The sequence below is a fragment of the Hoylesella buccalis ATCC 35310 genome (genome assembly GCF_000177075.1).
Taxonomy (GTDB): Bacteria; Bacteroidota; Bacteroidia; order Bacteroidales; family Bacteroidaceae; genus Prevotella; species Prevotella buccalis.
The window spans coordinates 1-508 of sequence record NZ_ADEG01000082.1 but is presented as its reverse complement, the minus strand read 5'-3'; the positions used below and the strand labels follow the sequence as shown (position 1 = coordinate 508).

Sequence of the window (508 nt, the reverse complement as noted above, 5' to 3'; positions counted from 1 at the left end):
GTTTCGTCTCCAGAAAGGAGGTGTTCCAGCCGCACCTTCCGGTACGGCTACCTTGTTACGACTTAGCCCCAATCACCAGTTTTGCCCTAGGCCGCTCCTTGACGGTTACGGACTTCAGGCACCCCCGGCTTTCATGGCTTGACGGGCGGTGTGTACAAGGCCCGGGAACGTATTCACCGCGCCATGGCTGATGCGCGATTACTAGCGAATCCAGCTTCGTGGGGTCGGGTTGCAGACCCCAGTCCGAACTGGGAGACACTTTGAAGATTAGACCAAACTTGCGTTAAGCCAACACTCTGTATGCCCCATTGTAACACGTGTGTAGCCCCGGACGTAAGGGCCGTGCTGATTTGACGTCATCCCCACCTTCCTCACACCTTGCGGTGGCAGTATCTCCAGAGTGCCCAGCATTACCTGATGGCAACTGAAAAAAGGGGTTGCGCTCGTTATGGCACTTAAGCCGACACCTCACGGCACGAGCTGACGACAACCATGCAGCACCTCCACC

Annotated in this window: 1 rRNA gene; it reads right to left on the bottom strand. The window is 56.7% G+C overall.

Annotation, left to right across the window (positions count from 1 at the left end):
* Nucleotides 1-13: 13 nt before the first annotated feature.
* A 16S ribosomal RNA gene (locus tag HMPREF0650_RS08335) occupies nucleotides 14-508 on the bottom strand; the annotation flags it as partial.